The 18,418-nt window shown below is 45.7% G+C and carries 17 protein-coding genes; 9 read left to right on the forward strand and 8 right to left on the reverse strand.

What is annotated here, in order from left to right:
- Positions 1–115 precede the first annotated feature (115 nt).
- Positions 116–1,099 (reverse strand): endonuclease/exonuclease/phosphatase family protein, encoded by a 984-nt coding sequence (locus tag K7A41_RS10050; RefSeq protein ID WP_265713630.1) that lies wholly within the window; start codon positions 1,097–1,099, stop codon positions 116–118.
- A gap of 204 nt (positions 1,100–1,303) precedes the next feature.
- On the opposite strand from K7A41_RS10050, the gene K7A41_RS10055 reads away from it, so the two are divergent.
- The 3 genes from K7A41_RS10055 to K7A41_RS10065 are packed head-to-tail and all read left to right on the forward strand — an operon-like array spanning position 1,304 to position 4,642.
- Positions 1,304–2,479 (forward strand): glycosyltransferase family 4 protein, encoded by a 1,176-nt coding sequence (locus tag K7A41_RS10055; RefSeq protein ID WP_265713632.1) that lies wholly within the window; start codon positions 1,304–1,306, stop codon positions 2,477–2,479.
- Positions 2,467–3,468, forward strand: a complete 1,002-nt coding sequence (locus tag K7A41_RS10060) for a lysylphosphatidylglycerol synthase transmembrane domain-containing protein (protein ID WP_265713633.1) — start codon at positions 2,467–2,469, stop codon at positions 3,466–3,468. Before K7A41_RS10055 ends, K7A41_RS10060 begins: the two co-directional genes overlap by 13 nt.
- On the forward strand, positions 3,455–4,642 hold the full coding sequence (locus K7A41_RS10065) for a glycosyltransferase family 4 protein (RefSeq protein WP_265713634.1): 1,188 nt from the start codon (positions 3,455–3,457) through the stop codon (positions 4,640–4,642). The genes K7A41_RS10060 and K7A41_RS10065 overlap by 14 nt, the downstream gene beginning before the upstream one ends.
- Here K7A41_RS10065 and K7A41_RS10070 read toward each other — a convergent pair.
- The 5 genes from K7A41_RS10070 to K7A41_RS10090 form a co-directional block, all read right to left on the reverse strand.
- Positions 4,619–5,848 carry a sterol desaturase family protein gene (locus K7A41_RS10070; protein ID WP_265713635.1) on the reverse strand — a complete coding sequence of 410 codons (1,230 nt, stop codon included), beginning with the start codon at positions 5,846–5,848 and terminating at the stop codon, positions 4,619–4,621. The two genes, K7A41_RS10065 and K7A41_RS10070, sit on opposite strands and share 24 nt — an antisense overlap.
- A 279-nt stretch (positions 5,849–6,127) precedes the next feature.
- Complete coding sequence (locus K7A41_RS10075; protein WP_028068400.1) at positions 6,128–7,711, reverse strand: MDR family MFS transporter; 1,584 nt, start codon at positions 7,709–7,711, stop codon at positions 6,128–6,130.
- A 2-nt stretch (positions 7,712–7,713) separates the two neighbouring features.
- Entirely contained in the window at positions 7,714–8,817 is a 1,104-nt protein-coding gene (locus K7A41_RS10080) for an HlyD family secretion protein (RefSeq protein WP_028068401.1), read from the reverse strand.
- A gap of 14 nt (positions 8,818–8,831) precedes the next feature.
- A complete protein-coding gene (locus K7A41_RS10085; RefSeq protein ID WP_028068402.1) occupies positions 8,832–10,142 on the reverse strand; it encodes a TolC family protein in 1,311 nt (436 codons plus the stop codon).
- Positions 10,132–10,749 (reverse strand): TetR/AcrR family transcriptional regulator, encoded by a 618-nt coding sequence (locus K7A41_RS10090; protein ID WP_028068403.1) that lies wholly within the window; start codon positions 10,747–10,749, stop codon positions 10,132–10,134. The genes K7A41_RS10085 and K7A41_RS10090 overlap by 11 nt, the downstream gene beginning before the upstream one ends.
- 271 nt (positions 10,750–11,020) lie before the next feature.
- Between K7A41_RS10090 and K7A41_RS10095 the strand changes: the two genes are divergently transcribed.
- Complete coding sequence (locus K7A41_RS10095) at positions 11,021–12,097, forward strand: tetratricopeptide repeat protein (RefSeq protein WP_265713636.1); 1,077 nt, start codon at positions 11,021–11,023, stop codon at positions 12,095–12,097.
- Here K7A41_RS10095 and holA read toward each other — a convergent pair.
- Complete coding sequence (holA, locus tag K7A41_RS10100; RefSeq protein WP_265713637.1) at positions 12,094–13,101, reverse strand: DNA polymerase III subunit delta; 1,008 nt, start codon at positions 13,099–13,101, stop codon at positions 12,094–12,096. The two genes, K7A41_RS10095 and holA, sit on opposite strands and share 4 nt — an antisense overlap.
- 158 nt (positions 13,102–13,259) lie before the next feature.
- Between holA and K7A41_RS10105 the strand changes: the two genes are divergently transcribed.
- The 4 genes from K7A41_RS10105 to K7A41_RS10120 all read left to right on the forward strand — a co-directional run bounded on the left by K7A41_RS10105 (position 13,260) and on the right by K7A41_RS10120 (position 16,834).
- Positions 13,260–13,721, forward strand: a complete 462-nt coding sequence (locus tag K7A41_RS10105) for a type I restriction enzyme HsdR N-terminal domain-containing protein (protein WP_028068406.1) — start codon at positions 13,260–13,262, stop codon at positions 13,719–13,721.
- A 169-nt stretch (positions 13,722–13,890) separates the two neighbouring features.
- The gene (clpP, locus tag K7A41_RS10110; RefSeq protein WP_028068407.1) at positions 13,891–14,592 is read left to right on the forward strand and encodes an ATP-dependent Clp endopeptidase proteolytic subunit ClpP; all 702 of its coding nucleotides are present in this window, start codon (positions 13,891–13,893) and stop codon (positions 14,590–14,592) included.
- A 2-nt stretch (positions 14,593–14,594) separates the two neighbouring features.
- Positions 14,595–15,845, forward strand: a complete 1,251-nt coding sequence (gene clpX, locus K7A41_RS10115) for an ATP-dependent Clp protease ATP-binding subunit ClpX (RefSeq protein WP_028068408.1) — start codon at positions 14,595–14,597, stop codon at positions 15,843–15,845.
- Between the two features lie 164 nt (positions 15,846–16,009).
- The gene (locus K7A41_RS10120; RefSeq protein WP_037532113.1) at positions 16,010–16,834 is read left to right on the forward strand and encodes an AMP nucleosidase; all 825 of its coding nucleotides are present in this window, start codon (positions 16,010–16,012) and stop codon (positions 16,832–16,834) included.
- 8 nt (positions 16,835–16,842) lie between these two features.
- On the opposite strand, the gene K7A41_RS10125 is transcribed toward K7A41_RS10120, so the two are convergent.
- Positions 16,843–16,974, reverse strand: coding sequence for a hypothetical protein (locus K7A41_RS10125; protein WP_265713638.1), 132 nt, complete (start codon positions 16,972–16,974; stop codon positions 16,843–16,845).
- 228 nt (positions 16,975–17,202) lie between these two features.
- Here K7A41_RS10125 and K7A41_RS10130 point away from each other — a divergent pair, with 228 nt between their 5' ends.
- Positions 17,203–18,363: an efflux RND transporter periplasmic adaptor subunit gene (locus K7A41_RS10130; RefSeq protein WP_028068410.1), complete on the forward strand. Its 1,161-nt coding sequence runs from the start codon at positions 17,203–17,205 to the stop codon at positions 18,361–18,363.
- The last annotated feature ends 55 nt before the right edge of the window (positions 18,364–18,418 follow it).

Below are 18,418 nucleotides of genomic sequence, written 5' to 3' on the forward strand. Positions count from 1 at the left end.
ATTTATCCCAATTTTATAAAGGCTCCATAAATTTTTATGGGGCTTTTTTTTGCACAAAAAAGCACTGAAGGGGCTCAGTGCTAATCGCGATTGATATGAAAGAATTGAGAAAGTCTTAATTGCTGGTACCGGCCAGTATCCAGTCCAGTTGCAGGGACACCGCACAGTGGTCGGACAGATCCTGCCCCGCGCTATTTCGAAATAACTCCTTGTGTACTTTATAATCGTTGGCTTTAAAAATAACCTGGCTGCTGTTACGGTAGTAGATTTTATCGATGCCCTCACAGGTATCCGTCAGTTCCAAAGCTGCTTGGGCAACAAAATTGGCCTGATTCTCCGGTACTCTGCCTTGGTTTTTCAGCGCTACCCATGCATCGGTCAGACCGAGTTCCTGCCTAAACGATGTGACATTGTCCAGAGCAAAGGAATAATGTGCATTGAAATCGCCCATCAGCAACAGGGGCCTACCTGCCGAATGTTCACGGATATACGCCTTCAGCTGATCCAAGTTTTTCCGGCGAGCTACGGTGGCTTCAAAATCGTCCTGCGCCGTTGCATGTACATTATAAACATCGACAAACACGGACTTCGCCAGCTGAATACGGGCAAAGGTAAATCCCTTGGGCGTCAGACAGTCTGTTCCATGACAAGCGCTCCAGCTCACCCGTTCAAAGTCCACGATCGGATATTTGGAAAGGGTGCTCAGGCCGTCCCCAAATGGGACGCCTCCCATATTCTCGGTTCGGTACGCATGTGTATTTTTACTGTACAAAAACTTGTTGTAGTTGAAATCTTCCTGCACATTGACAATATCAAAAGGATTGATACGCTCGCCGATTACAGCAATGCTCGATGATCGTTCAGTGACGGCACTCGACAGCAGTTCTGGAAGCCCCGCGATATTATAAGTCAGCAGGCGCAGACTCCCCTGACTCTTCTCAGGCATTTCGGCGTCCACCATGTTCATCAGTTTCAGCTGTTTTCGGGGTTTGAGCTTAAAGCCCAGCGTCAGACCGCCAAATGCGCAGACCGCCAGAATCACGATCTTCCGGGCACCGCCGGACCTGAATCTCTTTTCGAACAATAGATCTAATAGCATGGAATTTAACATTTTGTCCATTTCAAAAATACCAGACCAACATGAGCCGATCCTGAACTAAAAATTAATTGTTTTTATATAAATCATTCATAAATCATTAAATGCTCATAATTAATACATATTGGCATGACAGAAAGATAACATCTAGGTAGCATGGGGGTTACAGTTTTAGAATATTTTTACGAAACCCCTAATAAGAATAACATGAGAAAGGTAGCCTTCTTTACAGAAATACTCGTTGAGGATTTCGACGGAGCATCGCGGACAATGTTTCAGCTGATCAATCGCATCGACCCCGCGCAATTCAATTATTTCTTTATTTATGGCGGCGGTCCGGCCCAGTTCAGAAATTTTCGTTCTTATAAAGTACCGAGCTTCAGCATTCCGGTCAATGACGATTACTGCCTGGCTATACCACAGCTTATCAAAAAGAAACTGGAACTGTCACTGGACGAGTTTGCTCCGGACGTCATTCATATTGCAACACCCTCCCTGCTCGGATTCTTTGCGCTCAATTATGCCAGACGCCGAAATATTCCTGTACTCACCATTTATCATACCCATTTCATATCCTATATCGCCTATTATTTCAAAAACATCCTGCCGTTGGTCAAGCCGACCGAACAGTGGATGAAAAGAGCAATGAATAATTTCTACAATAAATGTGACATTGTTTACGTACCCACCGGCTCGATCCTGGCCGAACTTCGGGAAATAGGTTTACGTCAACATGGACTGGCCTTATGGCAACGTGGCATAGACACGCAGCTTTTTAATCCCCAGAAAAAAGACCGCTCGTTTATGCGGAAAATCACTGGCAATGATAAACCGACCATCCTCTTTGTCAGCAGGTTGGTCTGGGAAAAGAATATCCGCACACTGATTGAGATCTATCAGGAAATCCTGCGCCAAGGGCTCGGATACAATTTCGTAGTTGTAGGCGAAGGTACGGCCAAAGGGACAGCAATGCAGGAAATGCCAGATGCAATATTTCTAGGAAAAAAGACACATCAGGAACTCGCCGTCCTCTATGCTTCTGCGGATGCTTTTGTCTTCCCTTCCGTATCGGAAACTTATGGGAATGTTGTTATCGAAGCCATGGCCTCCGGCCTGCCTGCCGTGATTGCCGACGGAGGCGGCTCAGCTTCACTGATCCAGCATGGCTCAAACGGCTTCAAGTGTCAGCCTGACAACGCCTCAGGCTACGTTTACTACCTCCACAAGATCCTTTCCGATAGCAGATTAAAACAGCACCTGATCACCGCAGGATTGGCTTATGCCGGACAGCTCGACTGGACCGGCCTCGCCCTACAGTACTTCAAAGATATTGACATGCTTGCCGAAAAGACACAAGATACAGCATTGGCATGGGCAAATTAGTGCAGTCACGGCAGCTGGTCAAAATTGTTTTTTCTCTTTTGATCTTCAGTTCCATAGCCGTTTTTCTGGTACAAAGTGATTTATCGGCGATCGGGAGCCAGCTCCGAAAGATTGGTTTTCGTTTTATATACGTTTTGCTTTCCACTGTGCTGGCCTATCTGTTTGGCACGCTCGCTTGGTGGATCTGTCTAGGGAAAATGAAACATAAAATCAGTATTCCTGCGCTTTTTGCGATACGGCAGATCGGCGAAACTGTCGGCCTTTTTAACCCCGCCAGCGTTATCGGCGGGGACTGGGTAAAGGCAGATCTGGTGAGCCGGTATGGCATACCGGGACAGAAAGCTGTCGACGCTGTGGCTATCGCCCGCATTACAGCGGTATTATCCCAGCTAACATTATTTCTGGCAGCTGTGTTCTGGCTAATGTTCTCGCCTTTAAAAAAGGAGGTGATGCGCTATACTGGCAATTCCATATATGGGGTCTGCATTGTTTTGTTCGTATTGGTCATCGTCATATTCTGCTGGCTGATTTCCACAAAGGCCCCGCCCAAACCTGCTGACATACCGCTGGATTTCTGGAACAGAACAAAAGTCAGTATAGAGACGCTGTTGTGGCGTATCCGGGAGTTCTACCAGCAGCAGAATCGTGTGTTCTGGTATGCATATCTCTTGTCTGCCATCCATTGGCTTGCCGGCAGTGTTGAATTCTACCTTTTACTGACGTTTATGGGTGTCGACGTCAGCCTCATGCATGGTCTGCTGCTCGACATGAGCGTTATTATCCTGAAAAGTACCGGAGCTTTTATTCCCGGGCAGCTTGGTATTGAAGAGCTATCCAACAAGCTGCTGCTGACGATGATCGGAGTCGGCGGCGGCAGCCTCTGGTTGAGCATATCGATCCTGCGACGTGCACGCCAGGTATTTTGGATAGCGCTAAGTGCTGTATTTTATCTGTGTATTAAACGAAAAAAACGATATGCAACCGTCTGAAATCGAAATTCTATTTGTCAGCCACAAATATCCACCAGCTGTAGGTGGAATGGAAAAACAGAGTTTTGAGCTGATCAATGGTGTTGCCCATTATCTCAAAGTCCACACACTGCTGTATACCGGCGGAGAAAACATATTGCGTTTCTTCTTCTTGTTGAACCGTCGCATTATGGAAAAAATTAAAGCACATCCACGCATCCGTGTCATCCATTTTAATGACGGCCTTATCGCCTCCATGGCTACCTTTCACACCGGATATGCTCATTTGAAGAAGGTAGTTACGATCCATGGGTTGGATATTGTTTTTCCTCTTCCTTATTTTAAACGGCACATTGTCCCGCGATTTAATACTTTTGACAGGGTTATTGCCGTTAGCGAAGCAACTGCCGACGCTGCCCGGTCGGCTGGTATCGATCCATCCAGGGTCAGCGTCATTCCCAACGGCGTGGACCCTGTAAGCCACCAAAACGAAAGGCCAACGACCAGCTTACCCGATGTTCCTTACTTTATTACGCTGGGCCGGCCCGTGAAGCGTAAAGGTTTCTCCTGGCTCATGAAAGAAGTTGTCCCTTTTGTAAAAGGCGATTTCAAACTGCTGATGCTGGGGCCATTTGACTCTAAGCCCCGCTGGAAAGAACGACTGCTCAGTTTCCTCCCCTCCAGCCTCTTTCAGCTGATAACACTATTTTTGGGATACCCCACCGACCAGCAGGCCATCCGGAAATTATTACAGGCTCATCCCGACAAAGTCCAGCACCTGGGCAAGGTGCCAACTGAGGAGCTGATGCGGCTTCTTGCACAGGCGGAGGCTTTTTTAATGCCCAATATTAAGGTAGCGGGTGACATGGAGGGTTTTGGTCTGGTTTGCCTGGAAGCGTCCACCGCAGGCGCACTGGTAGTGGCGGCCGAACTGGAAGGCATCACAAGCGCCATTTGCAAAGACAAAAATGGGATTCTGCTGCCTAGCCAGGATGCAGCAGCCTGGATCTGCCAGCTACAGGCAATTCTAGATTCTCCAGACAGGCATCGGCAGCTCGGCGCAGCATTTCGGGAGTACACCCTGAAGCATTATAGCTGGGATATCATGGCGCGATCCTATAGCCAGCAGTTCATTGATCTCTGCGCTGAGACGGACAGCCACCGCCCCCTCTCAGCTGCGCTGCAGGTGCAATAGGCTGGTATAACGGGACTGGAGTATCCGGTATGCGCAAAGCTGCAACAATCCTACGGCCAGGATGGCGCCCATGAACATCGCAGATGGAAAGCTGACAGCCACAAAGAGCAATAAAAGAAATAACCGCGTCATTTCGAGTGGAAACACCCAGCGTTCATGTTCCAGAAGACCACCAATACAGATCACGCTCGATAGAATAAATACACCGCCTACAGTGAGCTGACCGATGTGTAGGTAGTTGCCAAAGAGCAGAAAGAAGAAAAGGAGCAGCATGGTCAGAATAGACTGGAAAAGGATGTAGCGGCTGAGAACTTTGGGATGTACCTGCTGTTTGGTTCCCGAAAACAGCCTCTCCTCCAGCTCCGCTCTGATTTCAGGCTGGATATCGTCAGGCCGTCCAAAGATTGTCCGCATCTTATTCTTAAATCCCCGAGCGCGCTGAAACGACACGCCAATCTCAAACAGGTAATGAAAATGCTGCCATAAAAACGTATAGCGCTGAATCGGCTTGGTGAGCCCATACACACAGGGTTCCTCCTTTTTTTCTTCGATAAAGGTACCAAATAGTTTGTCCCAGATAATCAGGATGTCACCGTAGTTTTTGTCCAGATAGATCTCATTGCTGCTGTGATGCACCCGATGATGGGAGGGCGTTACCAGTATCTTTTCGAGAATTCCAAGATGGCCAATAGTCTGTGTATGGGAAAAAAATGGATACACACCGTGGACCAATAGAATAACAGTCATCATGAACGGCGGGAAGCCCAACAGCGGAATAAAGGCCCAGAACAGGGAACGGAATACCGCCTGGAAAATCGTTATTCGTGCAGCTACGGTGAAATTATAGTCTTCACTTTGATGATGCACGACATGCGCAGCCCAGAGTAAATTGACCTCGTGGCTATAACGATGGTACCAATACCACAAAAAATCGGTGAATAAAAACAGCAGGAGCCACGTCCAGATATTGGCTTCAATCTGAAACAGCGCAAAATTCTGGTAGATCCAGACAAAGAAAAAATAGAACAGGCTGACAGAAAACATATCGCACATCCGCTCGACAATGCCCACATTCAGATTGGAAATCGATTCATCAAATGTATAATATCGTTTTTGTTTTTTCAGGCTATACCCGTACTCCATTACCATCAACAACAAAAACAAAGGAATAATAAAAGCTAAAAAATTAAGTTTCTCTGTTTGCATGAAGTCCAAATTTGAAATCAAAAGGTGCTCAATTCATTTCGATCTGGGTGGTAAAGAGCATATACCCGCTACCTACAGTCCAATTCTTATTATTTAACAATCAATTTTAAATCGGGTTTTTCTTTTGGTCTTTCTATTCACAAATTATTCGCTGCTGGTACTTCCTGACAGAAATAGACAGCAGCTAGTTTGTGGATTACTGCATAGCCAAATTATGCCCCGAACGGCAGGCACGTTCGGGGCACGACAGAAAATAGCTGTGCGCTATTCAAAAACTCCTTAATGTACACTGGACATATCCACCTGCGATTTCCCCTGTTTGATCATCAATACAAAGGGTACACAGACGAGAAATGCGACACCCAGATACAAAAACACGTCCATATAAGACAATACCGTAGCTTGCTTCATCACACTCATATCCAGGATCTGATGTGCTTTGGCCAGCGCCTCGTTGGGCGCAAAACCTTTGGCCTGGAAATTCAGCTGTAGCTGCTGCAGCCGTTGCTGCACATCAAACTTGCTGGGGTCCAGATTGGCAACCAGATCCACACGGTGTTTTTGTGAATCACGCGCGATAAAGGTCGTGATCAACGCAATACCGAAAGAGCCGCCAAGCTGACGCATCATCCCTGTGAAAGCGGCACCCTCACCGATCGCCCTGCCATGCAAAGTCGACAAAGAGAGCGTCATCACCGGAACGAACAGCAATCCCAGTCCCACACCACGGATAATCAAAGGCCAGAACATGTGTTCAGAACCTGTATCGTTGGTCATCAGACTGTACATCCAAAAACAGAAACCAAAGAAAATACTGAGGCCCACTGCTACCATATACTTCTGGGGCACACCGTTCTGAATCATCCTGCCGATAAAGGGCATCATGATACCAGTCATGATCGAGCTGGGCAACAACAGCAGTCCCGCATCCGTTGCCGTCCAGCCCAAGATCGACTGGGTATAAATCGGAATGATAAACGTTGATCCAAATAGACCAAACCCCAAGATAAAGCTCATCACAACGCCCACCTGCAGATTTTTATCTTTAAGCACACGGAGGTTAACAATGGGTTTGTCGTAAACCAGTTCCCGCCAGATGAAAAACAGCAGTCCGAAGCCAGACACTATAGACAGAGCTAAGATCAAGGGATCGTCAAACCAGTCGTCCTGCTGTCCATGTTCCAGCACAAACTGCAGTGAACCGATAAATAAAATCAAGAACAGCATACCAAACCAGTCCACCTCCCGGGCTGACTGCTTCTGACTATATTTTGGACTACGTACAAAGGATAATGTGAGCAACGTCGCAATGATACCGAGAGGCACATTGATATAAAAAATGTACGGCCAGGAGAAGTTATCGATGATATACCCCCCTAACGGCGGGCCCAAAGTCGGCCCGATAATAACCCCCATTCCGTAGATGGCCTGGGCCATACTGCGTTTTTCTTTAGGATAGCTTTCCGTAATAATAGTCTGCGCCGTCACCAATAAGGCGCCCCCGCCCATGCCCTGCAGAAAGCGGAAGGCAACTAGCTCCCAGATATTGGTCGCGTTGCCACATAAAAATGAAGATACGGTGAATATGATAATGGACGCAGCGAAGTAATTGCGCCGTCCAAACTGCTGTGAAAGCCAGCTGGTCATCGGAATCACAATGACGTTGGCAATGGCATAGGCGGTAATAACCCAGGCCACATCAGTCAATGTCGCTCCCAACGAACCTTTCATGTCGTTGAGCGCGACATTCACAATCGTGGTATCTACGATTTCCAATAGTGCACAGAGCACGGCAGTAATCGTGATGACCACACGTCGAAAACCATATTCAACCAGACTATCCTGTTGATTTAAATTTTCCATAGTTATTGAACATGCACATCCACATCAGCATTCATGCCCGGTCTGAGCAGTGCCACATTTTCAGCCTTATTTTCTTGTGTCAACTTGATTTTTACCGGCAGACGTTGTACAGTTTTCACAAAGTTACCCGTCGCATTGTCCGGTGGCAATAAAGAGAACCGCGAACCCGTGGCTGGTGAGAAGGAATTTACCTCGCCCTCAAACGCGATATTGGGATATGCATCCACCTTAATTTCCACTTTTTGACCAGGTTTCATTTTTTGCAGCTGCGTCTCCTTAAAGTTGGCAACCACCCAAGTCTCCTTGTTGTCGACAATATAAAATAAAGACTGTCCGGGATTGACCATCTGGCCCGGCTGCACTTTGATGTTGGAGACCTGACCGTCCACAGAAGCCAGAACGGCCGTGTACGATAAATTCAATTTGGCTGCTTCCAACTGGGCTTTGGCACGTTTAATATTCGCTTCGGCCACAGAGGTTTGCTTGGATGCCACTGTCGTCTTGCTGACGATGGCGTTGCGCTGTGATGCACTCGCATTACGTTGCTGCTGCAAGATCTCCACCTGCTTGTCAGCCTCCAGCTTTGCAGTCAACGCCTGCTCATATTGCTGTTTAGTAATAGACTGATTATTATATAAATTCTGATAACGGATATAATCATTGTTGGCCTGTTTAGCACGGATCCGTGCCGCTTCAATACTGCCCAGATTGGACTGGATAGTCGCATCCGAAATCGCCACATTCGCAGAAGAAGCAGACACATCCGCCTTCGAGACAGCAAAACTGCTCTCCGCTGCCGCCAAAGCCGCCTCGGCCTCGTCCACACGAACCTGATAATCCTGGCTCTCAATCGTAAATAGCGTATCCCCTTTTCGGACAAGGTCGTTGTCCTTCACGTATACCTTGGCAATAAATCCGCCGACACGCGGAATAATCGGGCTCATATTTTTCTCCACCTGCGCATCGTCCGTAGTTTCATGGGACTGGCTATGGATGTACTTGTAGGCGCCATAAGCCCCGCCGAAGAGCACCAATGCTGCCAGGATAATTGTAAATCTCTTATTTGTACCTTTCTTTTCAGGTGCGTTTTCAACTGTATTTTCCATGTCTAGATTAATTGCTATTTAATGTTTAGAGACCCGTTAGCCAACAACAGGTCATAATATTTCTCAATCGTATTTGCTTTGCTTATTGCCAGGTTTATCTTGCTTTGCAGCTGCTGTACATCAGCGGTCAGCAAGTCATCCGTATCGGCAATACCATTATCGTACTTATCTTTTGTAATACGATAATTTTCAACAGCCTGCTCCACGGCCTGATGATAAACCACATCCTGCTTTTGGGCCAACATGTAGTTTTCATTCGCCTGCTGCACCTCCACTTTCACCTTATCGTTGAGCATCTCCAGATGTTCATCAATTTCTTTAATCCGGTTTTTGGCAATATTAACTTCCTTTTTGTTTTTATACAGCGCACCGATATCATAAGATAGTCCAACACCCACAGAAGCCGCATTGGTGACGGTAACTACTTTTTGCAGGCCAAAGGCATTATATCCCGCCGAAGCGAACACCGTCGGTAAATTCGCAGATTTGGTCACTTTCAACTGGTCTTCAGCAACTTTGCGCTGTGATTCCAGCGATTTAAGATCCGAACGTACCGCTTTAGCCGTCTCATAGGATCCCCTTAATCCAAGGTCTACCCCTACCGCCTCAGCCAGATCAATCTGATCCAGTTGCGTGTTCTCATCGATCTTCAGAAAACTGGCCAGCTGGTAATTTAAGACCTTGATATTTTTTTGCGCCTCCTGCAGCGACACCTGATAGTTGGAAAGCTGCAATTCCGCTTTCAGTAGATCATTACGAGCAATCAGCCCATTGTCGAGCATAGCTTTGAAATCCGATACACGCTGCTCTGCCTGTCTGATATTCTCAGCGATCAACAAGTTGGTCTGCTGCGCTTTATACAGATTCAAATAAAGTGCGATAGCACGTGCAGCGAGTTGCTGTTTGCTTGCAACTGCATTCCATTCCTCAGCCTGAAGTGCGTCTTTTGCAATCGCAATGCCCCCTTTGATCTTACCCCCAGTGTACAAAGGCATGCTCACCGACGCCTGTCCTAGCCAGAGCTGGTTTGCGGCGATATCCGGTGCTGAACCACCCTCACCCAGGGCAAGCTTCAAATTTACGTTTGGCGTGGTCATCGCCATATATTGCCCGCTCAGTTTGGCATCAGGGAGCTGCTTCGATTTGGCGCTCTCCACTTCGAGCTGTCTTCCCAGAATCTTCGTGTCGGCGGTTTTGGCTTCCACACTCTGGTTTGCAGCCATGTGAATTATTTCTTCCAAAGTCAGATGTTTGTTGTCTTGCGCCAACAGACCCAGCGGACTTAAAAGCAATAAAGCACTTAAATTGGCCAACTTATTTTTCATATGTCAATAAAGCTTTAATTGTTTTTTGTATAAATTCTGTTAAAGTTGTTTCAATATATCTGCCGTAGCCATCATCATCCGCGATACCCAATTGGTCCTGAAGAAAAACCTGATTCATCTGAAAGTTCATAAAGGTCCCCATCATCATCGAATGAATCAGCACCGGATCATGGCCGGATTTAAAAACCCCCTCGGCGATCCCCGTATTGATAATGGAGGCAATCACCTCCAAATTATGCATCTTCAGTCGCTTAAACGCATCGGAAATAAGCATGCGCTGCTTCAGCGTACTCTCAATGGCAATAACACGGTATAGCTTACGATGCGAATTCATCGATTTGACATAGCGATCTACCATGACGTCAATTTTGTTGACCGCACTGCCCACGAGATCAAGCTCGTCCACATTAATCATAAAATCAGGCACACGCCACTCAAAAAAGGTATCCAGCAGCTTGTCTTTCGAACCAAAGTAATAATTGATCATCGCCACATTGACATTTGCCTCATTGGCAATGTCACGCACGGAAGTTCCATCAAACCCTTTTGTTGCAAAAAGCCGCTCCGCCGCAAGAAGGATATCAATCTGTTTGTCGTTAAATTCCATTTAAAACCGCCACCTTTATTTGAATACAATGTGCATCTGGAACAGGGATTACCCGTTTCTGCCAAATGCGGGACAAATTTAAACAAACGTTTAATTTAAACAAGTGTTTAATTATTAAATTTATGTAAAAAAATAGGCGAGGCAGAAATTTAAAAGCAGCCGTTTGTTTTTCCTCCCTATTGATGTAACTTCGAATGATTTCGTTCTGGGCTCTCACTCGAGCAGGCGGAATGGATCGCACATATATACACAACAAGACAGTCAATTAATCATGAATAGTAATTCGTTGAAAATTTACATTCTTAGCCTGTTCATAAGCGTGTCCCTGCTTTCCCGGGCTCAGCCAGGGAAAATACGACTTACGCATGCAGTTTCAGCCGAAAATTTTGCGGAATATTTTAATACAGATACGGTACGCCTGATTGGGGTATGTAGCAGCAAGACCCCTACCGGCGTTTTTGTTACTTATGAAAAAGCTGACACCCTTAATTTTAAACATGAGTTTTACAGGAGCTTTGAAGCGGATAATTACACGAGTGTCGGATTAGCATTTTACAGCAGAAAAGGAAATGACTATCTATTGTCCTTCAAAAATAACGAGGCATTCTTCTGCAAATCATGCAATAATATGCGTGACTACAACCTGGCTGTCAGCAAAGACACGGTCAGCATCTCAATTTCTTGGGGTCCGAACGATTTTGGCCAAAATGAGCGTTATGATTTTATTTTTCGGCCAGCTCTAAAACGCTGGCAGCTGATGCAGACCTACAGTTCCGGCTCAGATGACCTCGGCCAACACCACAACGAATACACCACTTATCCGAAAAACACCGCGGTATACCTGGACGAGTACAACGCAGAGACCCTATCTTATGATTCTACAGTAATGAGCAGTCAGAGAATCATTCTCTACTATAGACCCGGCGATTATGCAGCTTTACTCCGCTCATTAAAAGAAATTCCCGAAAATACCCTGTTTTTGTTGCCCAGAATTTTTAATGAAGCCGATGCGCGCTATTTCATAGAGGCTGTGCCGGAAGGAAACCAAGCTGCGAATACAAATCCTATTCATGGTAAAAATGTCCTGACGGCCAATGAGATCGGTTATTTTCTGGAACAAAAGAATCAGCTGGAAGCAGCACAAGTTTTCTTAGACAAGGTCATTGCGCACTTTCCTGAACGTGAGGTTGCTTATTTAAACCGTGGTGATGTATTTTTCAAAAAAGGGCAACTTTTCTTTAAGAAAGCCGCCCGTGATTACCAAACCTACATTGAACTCATGAATAGGCGCGGCCTGCAGGCAAAAATTCCGAAAAGGATAGTCGTTTTCCTGCGCACACAATTCTAATTTAAGATCCTATAGACCATCTCTTTAAGAACTTCTTCACTGTTAAAATTGCTGGGCACATTCACCCCCTTTGACTTTAAATCGGTCTCCTTCAGCACATTCAGCACGTCAAAAGTCTTGCGGCGGTTGTAATTGCGCGCAGCCAGCTCATACTCTTTGAGAAAAAATGGATGCACTCCCAGTTCTTTTGCCGCAGCAGATTTGTCAACGAGGTAATGATATTTCAAAATCTTGGTAAAATAGGTCGCCACCTGCCCGATGACCAGGACCAAAGGATTGTTCTTGGGATTGGCGACAAAGTAGTCGACAATCTGGTAAGCTCTTAGCGCATTGCGTTTTGCAAGCGCAGTATTAAGCTCAAAAACATTAAAATCCTTAGAAATACCGATATTACGTTCGACATCATCTATACTGATCTCCTGACCTTTGGCGACATTGAGCATCAGCTTATCCAGTTCATTAGATACCTTAGCCAGATCATTGCCAAGATAATCGGCGATCAGCGCAGCCGCCTGCGGATGAATGCGCCAGCCGGCGTCTTTCAGGTAGCCGCCTATCCAGGGAGCCACCTTATCATCGTAAAGCTTGGCAGCGTCCACCACCAGTCCGGCTTTTTCAAACAGCTTATAAATCTTTTTGCGCTTGTCAAATTTGCCATGCTTGTAACAGAACACAAGAATCGTTGTAGGGGTCAGGTGCTCCAGATACTTGGTTAATATTTCTTCGGTATCCGTCTTCCACTTGAGTTCCTGCGCCTCCTTAACGATGATCAACTGATACTCGCTCATCATCGGATATCGTTTGGCGGCATTGACCACGGCGGACATCTCGATATCTTTTCCGTAGAAAATCGACTGGTCAAATCCCTTCTGTGCATCAGTGAGCACAGTGGATTCCAGCATATCTGCAATACTGTCTATAAAGTAGCTTTCCTCCCCCTGTAGCAGATAGACCGGTTGGAACGATCTGTTTCTAATGTCGGATAAGATCGGATTTATATTCATAATAAGCGAAATTACGATTTTAACTGCAAAAGCCCAGCGGCAAAGTGTACACAAAAAACCGAAAAATCCGCTTGGCATGAGCCATCAGCTAACGGCAGTAAGTGAGCACAGCTCAAAAAAACGCTGGTATAATTTTATAATTTTTGCTAAATTTGTATATGTTTTCACCGACTCCGCTCAATTTACCGCCGTTCAAAGCCAGAATATCCAAAAAGAATAATGCTATTTATATTTTTGATGAGCTACGAAAAAAGGAACTGGTATTGACGCCGGAGGAATGGGTCAGGCAACATTGGATAAATTATCTGTCCATGATCAAAAATTATCCGAAGGCCTTAATGAATATCGAAGGCGGCCTTAGATTGAACAGCTTACAACGCCGGAGCGACCTTTTGATTTACAATAGCAAGGGGCATAAAATTGTACTGGCCGAATTTAAGGCACCACATGTCAAGATCACGCAAAAAGTATTTGAGCAGATCGCTAACTACAATTCGGTGCATCGTATCCCCTATCTGCTGGTCAGCAACGGAATCAATCACTATTATTGCAAGGTGGACTTTGACCGGGAATCCTATGAATTTATCGAAGAAATCCCAGCCTATGAGGAAATAGGTTAAGTCATTCTACCTGAACCAATAAAAACAAAAGGTGGATAGAGGCTGTATAAAAAATACGGAGCGAGCCCCACCGAAAAAATGTAAAGTAGATGTAAAACATCTTTTCAATTTATTTGATTTTTAAAATATAGTTTTATATTAGTCCAACAGAATAGCAAAAAACAAAAAGATGAATATAGATAAAAACGAATTTAGAAAATATGCCGTAAAGCATCACCGCATTGGAAGCCAACATGTTGACAGCTTTATTGCCCGTACTGAGACCAGCATTCCGACTAACCTTACGCCCTACATCGTTGAAGAGCGTCAGCTGAACGTAGCGCAGATGGACGTATTCTCCCGCCTAATGATGGACCGCATCATTTTTCTGGGAAGTGCCATCGATGATCAGGTCGCCAATATTATTCAGGCACAATTGTTGTTTTTACAATCCACTGATGCGCAGCGCGACATTCAAATCTACATCAACTCGCCCGGTGGAAGTGTGTATGCAGGTTTGGGTATCTACGATACCATGCAGTACATTACTCCCGACGTAGCGACAATCTGTACCGGAATAGCTGCATCCATGGGCGCCGTATTGCTAGTTGCCGGAGCAAAAGGTAAACGTGCAGCTTTACGTCACTCCCGTGTGATGATTCACCAGCCATCCGGCGGTGCCCAAGGTGTGGCAGCAGATATGGAAATCAACCTGCGTGAAATGATGAAATTAAAAGAAGAGTTGTATACCATTATTTCGGAACACTCCGGACAAACTTATGAGTGGGTAGAAAAATCTTCAGATCGTGACTATTGGATGCGTGCCAGTGAGGCCAAAGAATTTGGTATGATCGACGAGATTTTACTTCCGAAGAAGGATATTATTAAATAAAGATGGCGAAGAATAACGATAGAGACATTCACTGTTCGTTTTGTGGGATAAGCAAAAATGAAGCCCAGATGCTTATCGCCGGCAATGGAGCACACATCTGTGACAGATGTATTCAGCAGGCGGGTGAGATTCTGGCAGAAGAATTAAAACAGCGGAAAAGCAAAACATTACAGACCGCATTGAAACTTATTCGTCCACAAGAGATTAAAACTCACCTGGATCAATATGTAATCGGTCAGGATGACGCGAAGAAAGTGATTTCGGTCGCGGTATACAATCACTATAAACGCTTGAATCAAAAAGTGGACAAAGACGAGATCGAGATTGAAAAATCCAACTTGATCATCGTCGGTGAGACAGGTACGGGTAAAACCTTGCTGGCCAAGACCGTTGCCAAGATATTGAACGTACCGTTCTGTATTGTGGATGCAACAGTGCTGACCGAAGCGGGATATGTCGGTGAAGATGTCGAAAGTATCTTGACCCGCCTGTTGCAGGCTGCTGATTATGATGTAGCTTCAGCCGAACGGGGGATCATATACATTGACGAAATCGATAAAATCGCACGTAAGAGCGACAACCCTTCCATTACACGGGACGTGTCCGGTGAAGGTGTACAGCAAGCGCTGCTGAAGATCCTGGAAGGTACTGTAGTCAACGTTCCACCACAGGGTGGCCGTAAGCATCCAGATCAGAAAATGATTGCCGTCAATACCAGCAATATCCTATTTATCTGTGGCGGGGCCTTTGATGGCATCCAAAAGAAGATTGCCAACAGACTACGGACGCAGACCGTGGGGTACAAGATGAAGGAAGAAGATGAGGAGATCGACTTAAACAATCTATATAAGTATATTACTCCGCAGGATCTTAAAAACTTCGGCCTGATACCAGAACTGATCGGACGTCTCCCGGTATTGACATACCTGAATCCATTGGATAAGGAAACCTTGCTGAGTATCCTGACAGAGCCGAAAAACGCACTGGTTAAACAATACAAAAAATTGTTTGAATACGAAGGTATCGAATTAAAGTTTGATCCTGAAGTCTATACATTCATTGTGGATAAAGCGGACGAGTTCAAGCTCGGTGCCAGAGGGCTGCGCAGCATCTGCGAAGCAATTATGCTGGATGCCATGTTTGAAATTCCATCAACAAAAGAACAGACGGGACAAAAAGCCTTGGAAATCACCTTGGACTATGCGAAGAAGAAATTCGAAAAGTCCGACTTGAAAAAGCTTAAAGTCGCTTAAAAAAATCCCGTTCGATGAACGGGATTTTTTTTTGACTCCAACAGCAGTTCATCCACCTGCTGCATGGAAAAAAGAATTAAAAAGCTTATATTACAATAATAACATAGCCATAACGGAATGTTGACAGACAGGATTAGAGATTTGAGCACTTAAATGAAATGACTATGACAAAGAAAACAACAAAAAGTACTGTAAATAGCCCTATAACACCCGGTTTAAAAACAAAAGAAGAAATCGTCAACAACTGGCTGCCGCGTTACACGGGGAGACCACTGGAGGAGTTTGGCCAATATATTCTATTGACCAATTTTTCAAAATATATCCACTTGTTTTCCGAAATGCATGACAATGCACCGATTTACGGAGAGGACAAACCCATGCAGTCGGTCACGGCCGGAGGCATTACCATCATCAATTTTGGCATGGGCAGCCCCATGGCTGCCACAATTATGGACCTACTTTCTGCCATTGCCCCCAAAGCAGTGCTCTTTTTGGGGAAAACCGGGGGCATAAAGAAGAAGATTCCCGTGGGTGAATTAATCCTGCCCATTGCAGCGATACGTGGTGAGGGGACTTCCAACGATTACTTTCCGCCCGAGGTACCTTCCCTTCCGGCCTTCGCCATGCAAAAGGCAATTTCGACCACCATCCGGGACCATCAACGGGATTACTGGACTGGCACCGTATATACCACCAACAGAAGGGTCTGGGAGCATGACAAGGGCTTCAAGAAATACCTGAAATCGATCCGGGCCATGTGCGTCGACATGGAAACCGCTACCATATTTAGTGTCGGCTTTGCCAACAAAATACCTACCGGCGCCTTATTGCTGGTATCGGATCAGCCTATGGTGCCCGAAGGGGTCAAAACATCCGTCAGCGACGTCACCGTCACCGCCAAGTATGTCGAAGCGCATATCAGTATCGGTATTGACGCGCTCAAGCAGTTGATCAATAATGGGCTTACCGTAAAACACCTTAAATTTTAATCCAGTCTTCATGGAGTTATTTCCAGGATAGCCGCACCTACATTAGCCAGCGGCCCGGTTAACTGACCGGGCCGCTGTTTTGTATCCCCCGTCACCTCCCACCGTCGGACCGCTTCATCCTGCATTACCCCTGATCTCATCAACTTTCCTTCTTAGGCCTATCCACAGCCTTATGCCGTCCAAAAAAAAACTGACTATCAATGTATTAAAACAACGTGCGGGCTTTCGCACTTTCCCACCGGAGAGATATTAACTATAAATTGGAAACGTTAACAAATGTTAATTTGCACAATAATTAAACTATTTGGCGTTATACATTGTAATAGTAATATTACACAGCACATATATCATAAATTTAAGTAAGCATCGTGAAGAAAAAAACATTATCTATTTTCTATGTATCCCTATTGATTTGTTCAGCCTCAGCCATACAGGTAAGTTGTTCTTCCAGTTCATCTAAAGAAAATAACAAAGAAAAGCCCGTTGCATTGCCTATTTACACGGTTAAAAAATCAGATGCAACAACGATCAAAGACTATTTGGGCACCATTGAAGGAAAAGTCAATGTGGAAGTACGGCCACAGGTTGAAGGCCTGCTTCAGGAAATTTATGTTGATGAAGGCTCCTTTGTACAAAAGGGACAGAAGCTATTTAAGGTGGACCCGTCCACCTATCAGGAAAATCTCAACAATATGATTGCGACCGAGCAGGTGGCCCGCGCCAAACTGAAGAATGCCCAGCTGGAGGTGGACAGATTAAAGCCTCTGGTGGAGAACGACGTCATCTCCGACGTCAAATTAGCTTCTGCAAAGTCAGATTATCAGGTTGCCAAGGCCACGCTTGATCAGGCTATTGCCGCTGTACGCTCCGCTCAGATCAGCAAAGATTTTACCATCATCACAGCGCCGGTAAGTGGCTATATCGGCCGCATTCCCAAACGGATCGGCAACCTGGTATCCAAAGGTGACAAGGAGCCGCTTACTTATCTTTCAGATATTCAGGAGGTCTATGTTTATTTCTCCATGAATGAGTCAGACTTTCTGTACTTCTCCAAAGCGCAGGCAAAGAAAGACAGTCTCGAAGGCAAAAAATACAATCAGAACCATAAACTGGTATTTCCCGAGGTCACACTCGTGCTCGCCGACGGCGAAGAATATCCAAAAAAAGGAGTGGTGGATGCTGTCAACGGGCAGATCAACCGTACCACAGGCGCTATTTCCTTAAGGGCGACCTTCCCCAACCAGGACAACATCCTGCGTTCGGGCAGTAGTGGGACCTTAAAAATTGCAGAGGTAAAAAAAGATGTGCTGCAGGTACCGCAGATCGCGATCAACGAACTGCAGGATAAAACCTATGTCTATGTACTGGACCAGAACAATAAAGCGCAGCGCCGCAACGTGCAGCTATCTGGCAAGAGCAAGGGCAATTACATCGTATACGCGGGTCTGGAAGAGAACGACCGTGTCATTACCAGCGGATTTGATAAACTGACCGATGGCTCGCCTGTAACACCTATATCTCAAAACTAATTATCTCATCCTGTTGCCTGCTTTGAAGGAGCCCGGACGTGCTCTTCGGGGCGGG

It is taken from the genome of Sphingobacterium sp. InxBP1 (assembly GCF_026191775.1).
Lineage (GTDB): Bacteria > Bacteroidota > Bacteroidia > Sphingobacteriales > Sphingobacteriaceae > Sphingobacterium > Sphingobacterium thalpophilum.

What these genes read in the sequence shown, in the direction of transcription:
- K7A41_RS10095 (WP_265713636.1), top strand. Translation starts at nt 11,021, where the DNA reads ATGAATAGTAATTCGTTGAAAATTTACATTCTTAGCCTGTTCATAAGC.
- K7A41_RS10075 (WP_028068400.1), bottom strand. Translation starts at nt 7,711, where the DNA reads ATGGAAAATTTAAATCAACAGGATAGTCTGGTTGAATATGGTTTTCGA.
- K7A41_RS10070 (WP_265713635.1), bottom strand. Translation starts at nt 5,848, where the DNA reads ATGCAAACAGAGAAACTTAATTTTTTAGCTTTTATTATTCCTTTGTTT.
- K7A41_RS10065 (WP_265713634.1), top strand. Translation starts at nt 3,455, where the DNA reads ATGCAACCGTCTGAAATCGAAATTCTATTTGTCAGCCACAAATATCCA.
- holA (WP_265713637.1), bottom strand. Translation starts at nt 13,101, where the DNA reads ATGAATATAAATCCGATCTTATCCGACATTAGAAACAGATCGTTCCAA.
- K7A41_RS10120 (WP_037532113.1), top strand. Translation starts at nt 16,010, where the DNA reads ATGACAAAGAAAACAACAAAAAGTACTGTAAATAGCCCTATAACACCC.
- K7A41_RS10090 (WP_028068403.1), bottom strand. Translation starts at nt 10,749, where the DNA reads ATGGAATTTAACGACAAACAGATTGATATCCTTCTTGCGGCGGAGCGG.
- clpX (WP_028068408.1), top strand. Translation starts at nt 14,595, where the DNA reads ATGGCGAAGAATAACGATAGAGACATTCACTGTTCGTTTTGTGGGATA.
- K7A41_RS10125 (WP_265713638.1), bottom strand. Translation starts at nt 16,974, where the DNA reads ATGAGATCAGGGGTAATGCAGGATGAAGCGGTCCGACGGTGGGAGGTG.
- K7A41_RS10080 (WP_028068401.1), bottom strand. Translation starts at nt 8,817, where the DNA reads ATGGAAAATACAGTTGAAAACGCACCTGAAAAGAAAGGTACAAATAAG.
- K7A41_RS10060 (WP_265713633.1), top strand. Translation starts at nt 2,467, where the DNA reads ATGGGCAAATTAGTGCAGTCACGGCAGCTGGTCAAAATTGTTTTTTCT.
- K7A41_RS10085 (WP_028068402.1), bottom strand. Translation starts at nt 10,142, where the DNA reads ATGAAAAATAAGTTGGCCAATTTAAGTGCTTTATTGCTTTTAAGTCCG.
- K7A41_RS10055 (WP_265713632.1), top strand. Translation starts at nt 1,304, where the DNA reads ATGAGAAAGGTAGCCTTCTTTACAGAAATACTCGTTGAGGATTTCGAC.
- K7A41_RS10105 (WP_028068406.1), top strand. Translation starts at nt 13,260, where the DNA reads ATGTTTTCACCGACTCCGCTCAATTTACCGCCGTTCAAAGCCAGAATA.
- clpP (WP_028068407.1), top strand. Translation starts at nt 13,891, where the DNA reads ATGAATATAGATAAAAACGAATTTAGAAAATATGCCGTAAAGCATCAC.
- K7A41_RS10050 (WP_265713630.1), bottom strand. Translation starts at nt 1,099, where the DNA reads ATGCTATTAGATCTATTGTTCGAAAAGAGATTCAGGTCCGGCGGTGCC.